This is a genomic window from Microcoleus sp. AT3-A2, from assembly GCF_036705685.1.
Lineage (GTDB): Bacteria > Cyanobacteriota > Cyanobacteriia > Cyanobacteriales > Microcoleaceae > Microcoleus.
In genome coordinates this window covers 1-5,837 of sequence record NZ_JAUBVF010000114.1, presented here as the reverse complement: position 1 = coordinate 5,837, position 5,837 = coordinate 1, and the positions used below count along the sequence as shown (strand labels likewise).

Annotated in this window: 9 protein-coding genes, 1 tRNA gene and 1 pseudogene; 8 read left to right on the top strand and 3 right to left on the bottom strand. The window is 44.1% G+C overall.

From position 1 onward, the window contains the following. The first annotated feature begins 435 nt into the window (after positions 1-435). The 4 genes from QUB37_RS29975 to QUB37_RS28980 all read left to right on the top strand — a co-directional run bounded on the left by QUB37_RS29975 (position 436) and on the right by QUB37_RS28980 (position 1,575). The gene (locus QUB37_RS29975; RefSeq protein ID WP_445251302.1) at positions 436-627 is read left to right on the top strand and encodes a transposase family protein; all 192 of its coding nucleotides are present in this window, start codon (positions 436-438) and stop codon (positions 625-627) included. Between the two features lie 134 nt (positions 628-761). Beyond that, complete coding sequence (locus QUB37_RS28990) at positions 762-908, top strand: hypothetical protein (protein ID WP_333168627.1); 147 nt, start codon at positions 762-764, stop codon at positions 906-908. Further along, positions 909-1,121, top strand: coding sequence for a transposase (locus QUB37_RS28985; RefSeq protein ID WP_333168626.1), 213 nt, complete (start codon positions 909-911; stop codon positions 1,119-1,121). A gap of 277 nt (positions 1,122-1,398) precedes the next feature. Beyond that, entirely contained in the window at positions 1,399-1,575 is a 177-nt protein-coding gene (locus tag QUB37_RS28980) for a transposase (RefSeq protein WP_333168629.1), read from the top strand. Positions 1,576-1,747: 172 nt separating this feature from the next. Here QUB37_RS28980 and QUB37_RS28975 read toward each other — a convergent pair whose 3' ends face one another. Both QUB37_RS28975 and QUB37_RS28970 read right to left on the bottom strand, forming a co-directional pair. Continuing rightward, a complete protein-coding gene (locus tag QUB37_RS28975) occupies positions 1,748-3,466 on the bottom strand; it encodes an ATP-binding protein (protein WP_333168625.1) in 1,719 nt (572 codons plus the stop codon). Between the two features lie 17 nt (positions 3,467-3,483). After that, positions 3,484-3,822, bottom strand: a complete 339-nt coding sequence (locus QUB37_RS28970; RefSeq protein ID WP_333168624.1) for a hypothetical protein — start codon at positions 3,820-3,822, stop codon at positions 3,484-3,486. A 326-nt stretch (positions 3,823-4,148) separates the two neighbouring features. Here QUB37_RS28970 and QUB37_RS28965 point away from each other — a divergent pair, with 326 nt between their 5' ends. The 3 genes from QUB37_RS28965 (at position 4,149) to QUB37_RS28955 (ending at position 4,858) form a co-directional block, all read left to right on the top strand. Further along, on the top strand, positions 4,149-4,415 hold the full coding sequence (locus QUB37_RS28965; protein WP_333168623.1) for a hypothetical protein: 267 nt from the start codon (positions 4,149-4,151) through the stop codon (positions 4,413-4,415). Further along, complete coding sequence (locus tag QUB37_RS28960; RefSeq protein WP_333168622.1) at positions 4,393-4,677, top strand: hypothetical protein; 285 nt, start codon at positions 4,393-4,395, stop codon at positions 4,675-4,677. Before QUB37_RS28965 ends, QUB37_RS28960 begins: the two co-directional genes overlap by 23 nt. Positions 4,678-4,785: 108 nt before the next feature. Next, positions 4,786-4,858: transfer RNA gene (locus QUB37_RS28955), tRNA-Glu, on the top strand. 361 nt (positions 4,859-5,219) lie between these two features. Here the strand turns inward: QUB37_RS28955 and QUB37_RS28950 are convergent. Beyond that, a pseudogene (locus QUB37_RS28950) lies at positions 5,220-5,694 on the bottom strand (IS1 family transposase); the annotation flags it as partial. 33 nt (positions 5,695-5,727) lie between these two features. Between QUB37_RS28950 and QUB37_RS29970 the strand changes: the two are divergent. Beyond that, the coding region (locus QUB37_RS29970) for a transposase-like zinc-binding domain-containing protein (RefSeq protein ID WP_445300071.1) at positions 5,728-5,837 on the top strand (110 nt) is incomplete at its 3' end.

Genomic DNA, 5,837 nt, shown 5'->3' with positions numbered 1-5,837 from the left:
TACCCTATCTTTTTCTAGGCGATTTGTCTAGGATTGCCGGACTGTATGATTTTCAGGCAACCTGTCACCCCGTCAGGCCTTTCGCACTTTCTCAACTTGGTTAGATGCTTTGATTTCATTGAAAAGTCGAATCGCCTCTTGAAACGAAGTCTGACTCTTCTCGGTATCACTCATCTTTTGGTAAGTTAAAGCAAGTTGATAATGAGCCTCAGCTAAATTGCATTTTGCGCCAATTTTCTCGGCTCTCCTGAGTTTATGGTGTAAAATGTACCTAGTAATATATTTACCGTTATGAGCTTCCATCTAGACTATCTATTAGCCTTGCCTGGAGTCAGGATTGAAACTTGTACTCCCTTTGAGGGAAAAATTTTCTTGGGACTGAGCATTTTATCAGAAAGAATTGTTTGTCATCGGGAGTAAAAATCTACCGAAAAACTGCATCAAAATCGACCAATTCTAGTAAGAGATTTGTCTGTTTTTGGTCGTCCTGTGTATCTAAAAATCCCACTACGGCAGTTTGACTGTCCTATTTGTCAAAGCTATCCCACAGAAATAATAGATTTTTTGGACGTTAAAAGATGGCATACTCAACGATACGAACAAAATATTTATGAGGGTGTAAAATAATCGAGCATGGAGCAACTTGGACGAGAATAAGGACTGAGTCATGACAAAATAAAAGGAATATTTGAGCAGGTAAACACAATCAAAAAAAACAGAATTGGAAACGGGTCAAACGAATTTGTCTCTCTGAGATAAGTATGCGAAAAGGTCAAGGAATTTTTGTGACTGTTGTTAGTGACATCTCCGAAGGTAATTTAATTGAGATGATTGATTCTCATCGCTGTGAAGACATCATTGAAGTCCTTATGAAACAACCAATTGAGGTTCGTGAACAAGTTGATTAAGTGAGTGTTGATATGTGGGTAGGATTCCCTAAAGTTATCAAAAAAGTATTCCCAAATGCCAAAGTTATTATGGATCGTTTTTATGTAATAAAAGTAGTTAATAAAGGCTTAAATAAGTTACGTAGAGCAGCCGGAATAACAGATAAGCAAAGTCAATATTTATTATTAAGTAATCGAGTAAATTTAAATCCAGAGCAGATTGATCAATTATAATTGACACTAGGGAAATCAGAATTTTTGAGAATGGCGTATGAGATGAAAGAAAAATTTATAGAAATATATGAGACTAATTTAATGGCCAAAAAGCAGAACAAAATCAGGCGTTGCTGATTTACGGTATGAAAGGCTAAATATGCCAGTCATAGAAACCAGTATTGACAAAGCTTGGGGATTTTTAACTTATTTTTTTTCATGCCCTGATTAAGCAACGCCCAAAATCAAAGAATGGCTAAATCATGCACAAGTATTTTTTAGATAATCTGCATCAACAATTGAAAATCATTGTGAGGGTATTTGCAACTACTTTCTTGCTCGCACCACAAGTGGAGTCATGTCAGGAATCAACAATCGGATTAAGTTGATAATGCGGCTAGGGTATGGTTTTTCTAATTTTAATAATTTTAGGAATCGCGTATTAGCTGGCTTTTCTGATTATATAAACTTATAACCATAAGTTTAGGAGATCCTCTTTTTTTAGCACACATTGGCTCAATCCTTACAAAGTATGGGTTTGGGGCTGGTTGTTACCCCCCCAGGTTTTTGACGAATATTTGCCCAAATGGAATTATCGAGCCGTACCCCAACCTGAGTAATTCTTTAAGTTATTTATTTTTCATTCCTTAGCACCTGCTTGTACGTCCAGTGAGGCTGGCCACCACCGCCACTAACTCGGCAGCATCTACGGGTTTGGTCAAATGCATCTGAAAACCTGCTAACAGTGTCTGCTGACGATCGTCATTCCGGGCATAAGCCGTCAGCGCGATCGCGGGTAGCCTACCGCCCCGCTGCGCTTCAAGTTGACGCAACTTGCGGATCAGGGAGTAGCCATCTTCATCCGGCATCCCAATATCGCTCACTAAAACATCGGGGCTGTGATCGGTTGCGGTTTCGATAATGGTCAAAGCCTCCTTGACGGAAGCCACAGCCATGACATCAGCACCATACTTTTCCAGAATTGTGCTCAGCAACTCTAGCGCGTCAGCCTCGTCCTCTACCACTAAGATTTGTAAGCCTTCAAGGGTCGGCGACCCCTCTACCCTCCCATTCGCCTCGACGAGCGAGTTTAATGGCTCTGGATCGCTCGGTGGTAGATGGATAATCATCACGGGCAGTTGAACTATAAAGGTCGTCCCCTGTCCTATCCCTGGACTCACTACCGTTACAGTCCCGCCATGTAATTCAACTAATTGACGCACAATGGCTAACCCTAAACCCAACCCCCCATAACTGCGAGTGGTCGTGCTGTCGTGCTGGCTGAAGCGATCGAAGACATACGGTAGAAAGTCCGAGCTGATGCCTGATCCAGTGTCGCTGACAGTAATTTCAACATGGGAATTAACCCGCTGCAAACTGATCTGGACTCGCCCGTCTTTAGGCGTAAATTTGAGAGCGTTAGAAAGTAGATTCCACACAACTTGCTGCAACCTATCGGCATCACCCAAGAGCGGGCCAGCTTCAGAATCGAGCACGCTTTGCAGGCGAATTGACTTTACCTCAGCCGCCAACTGTACAGACTCAATCGCCGATTCAATCACCGGCACGAGGTTGACAGGACGGACTCGGAGGCGCAGCTTACCTGTGATAATGCGAGAAACATCGAGGATGTCTTCGATGAGCTGGGCTTGAGACTTGGCGTTTCGCTCGATCGTCTCCAAAGCCCGCGCCACCTTATCCTCACTCAGGTTTTTCTGCCGTAACATCGTTGACCACCCTAAGATCGCGTTGAGAGGAGTTCTGAGTTCATGAGAAAGAATCGAGAGAAACTCATCCTTGGCCCGGTTAGCTGCCTCTGCCTCTGCCCGAATTATTTGTTCACGCATCAATAATTCGTCTTTGGTGCGATTAGACGCTTCCAGTTGGGCAGTGCGTTCCTGCACCCGTTGCTCTAGCTCCACATTAATCGCCTGGATACGGCGGCGGCTCTCTTCTAGTTCCTGGTTTGTAAGGGCGAGTTGGGCTGGACTTGGCGCATCAAGCGCCACTGGAATTAAGGGAATCAGTAAAAAGGTGAATGTATAGAAAGACCAAACAGCAGTGACAGCTTTGATCAGTCCTGAAACCCAATAAATGGGGTGCCAAAGTGTCACTATTTCCATCAGGTGCGTCGTGCCACATAAGGCAAAGATAAAAAAGAAACCCACCAGCAGCATCACCGTGTGGGCAGGCAAATCTTTACGCTCATTTGTAAAGTAAACAATGGCAACCGCCACCGAGTAATAAGCGAGGGTAGTCAAGGCATCTGACGTTAAGTGCAGCCAGACTAGCCCCGGTTTCCAGAGGTAACAATGTCCGTGAGGAATGAAATTATTAGAAAAAAAGGTGCTCAAGAGGTCAGGCATATTAGTTTACGGCACTGTCAAGTTAATTTAGGGGGTGTCATCAATTCAACCCGATGACCGCAGCAGCCAGAAGAATCGGACGCCGGAAAGTTCACCGCCCTAGGGTGATAGCGCGTTGCGATTGCCTGATACTGCTTGAGGTTGGGGAAAAAGTTCTCAATCAAATGACGGGCTTTGTACAATTGAGCATCGTAAGTTTCCAGGGTCTTGCAATTGCGGCGAGGTGAAATCACGGTGGTCTTCCCCTCGGCATTGAGGCGGTCAATCACACGCTGATCTGGATCATAGCCCTTGTTAGCCAGCAGTGTACCCGCCACCCGTAACGGCTGCAGTTGGTCGCCTCCTACTCGCGTCACCAGTTTGTCGGGGCGTGAGGTGAAACCCCAACGAATCTCCTCAAAAAGCTCAGCAGGAAGATGTTTCTTTCAAGTGGGAAAATGCCTGGATCGAAAAAATGAGAAGGAGTCAGAAGACAGAATTCCGAATTCAGAATACCCCATCCCTGAAGTGAGTGTTTTCGGTAACGAAAGAATTTTTTCGGCTCCACGATTAAAATCGGAGCCTTGAAACCTGGATTCTCCATCCTGTCGCACAGAATCCATTTTGGCTCCTAAATGCTGAATTCTTCGGTAAATGTACCGCCGATGAATTAGCGTCGGCGGGAATTTGATCGGGAACGCGGATGGTGGTGGAAAAGCACCGCAAACGTCCGCTGGGGGTGAAGGATTGGATTATTATTATAGAGCTACAGCCTGGAGAACAAGGCTTCTGTGGCTATTTTGCTGGCTCTGGCGGAATGTTTGAAAGAGTCTGCGGTGAATGTTTATTTGGTGTCGTCGGCAAAGGAGCCGAGGCGATCGCAGCTTTGTATTTTACGCAGTGCCAGCCGTTGAATGCCCTGATTGCTTGGACAATGTGCAAGCTTGGTGGCTCAATACCCGATTCTTGACGGCGAAAACCCTTTTTTGCTGCTGGTGCAGCACGACTACGGACTGTTACGATCAAGAATTGGGCAACTGCGCGCAGCAGCCGCCGGCGTAGAGGTACAGTTGGGGGCAATTACCGGTTTTGGGAGAGATGCTTCGATCGCCATGAAGTTCGGCCACATCGCCCGCGTCGCTTGTTTGGACTTCCCCACCCAGAACACCCACGGTTCGAGATTGCTCGCCTCGGGGGCGATCGACAATTGCGATCGTATCCTCAAAGCCTAGTATGACTAGCTTTGGGACGAGTAGAAAAAAAACTTTCGCAAAGTAGTTGACAGATTGGGAAAGATTAGTTAAGGTTATAAAGGTGCGGAACACAAGCAAACGCAACGCGCCCCCATCGTCTAGAGGCCTAGGACACATCCCTTTCACGGATGCGACGGGGATTCGAATTCCCCTGGGGGTATTAAAAATTTAAGTCTGATATCAAAGTGATATCTAGTATGTGGGTTGTGCATTTTGCCAGCCCTTATTGCTATTATGACTTACCCACGGATAGCCAGAAACCGGGTTTTTGCTGAGAAGACGCGTGAGATATCGCAGCAACGGCAAAAATCGGCTTTCTTTAGTTTGGTGTCTTTGGTTGTGATTCGTAAGTCCTCTGATTAAATCAATTGTCATAATTAGCAATTAATTAGCAATCAAATATAATTTAGACAAGCTACCATGGCTATGTTTATTTCTTGTTGAACACGAGAATTGGTGATTTTTGAGCCATCAAGTTTTGGCTTGCTGAATCAAGGGATGATAAACTTATTATCATGCGATCACGGACGCAGAAAATGATTTATTTGATTTTGATACGGAATTGGAACATCTGCAAATTTTAGATAGTGAATGAGTAATTGAATTGAATACCTTAGCATATGTTCAGATTTAGAATAACAAAGACTTTTTCGTTTTAGGCGCGCTTGCGTAGTACCTTAATCTTGTATTTTAACCCTCAACTCTTATCATAGATGCTTTGCTAATAATTTGATCTCCATCGGGAATAAACTTAGGGTAAACTTTCCACCTATCTGTTACATAAAAATGGCATTTCCATTTATTAACAATCCCCCATAGTGGTTAAAAATTTTTTGCACTATGGTCGCCTAAAACCCATACTAGAATACCTGGTTTAAAATGATCTACTGCTGTCCATAACCCGGTGCAAGTTTTTTTTGAGTCAACAAATGTTTCTAATTCATTTAATTCCCCCACTTCGAGAGTTGTTTCTGCGTCATAAAAATCTGGCAAGAGTTTTCTGGCGTTGCTGAGTTAGAGAGAGAGAGTATGAATAGGAGGAATAATTTATGCAATACAAGCGAATGTAAATCAACCCATATCCGTAAAAATGGCAAGAAGAAAGGAAAACAGAATCACATTTGTGTCCAATGTGGTCG

Coding starts and splice junctions, on each gene's coding strand:
- QUB37_RS28990 (WP_333168627.1), top strand. CDS start 762: ATGCGAAAAGGTCAAGGAATTTTTGTGACTGTTGTTAGTGACATCTCC.
- QUB37_RS28965 (WP_333168623.1), top strand. CDS start 4,149: ATGGTGGTGGAAAAGCACCGCAAACGTCCGCTGGGGGTGAAGGATTGG.
- QUB37_RS28975 (WP_333168625.1), bottom strand. CDS start 3,466: ATGCCTGACCTCTTGAGCACCTTTTTTTCTAATAATTTCATTCCTCAC.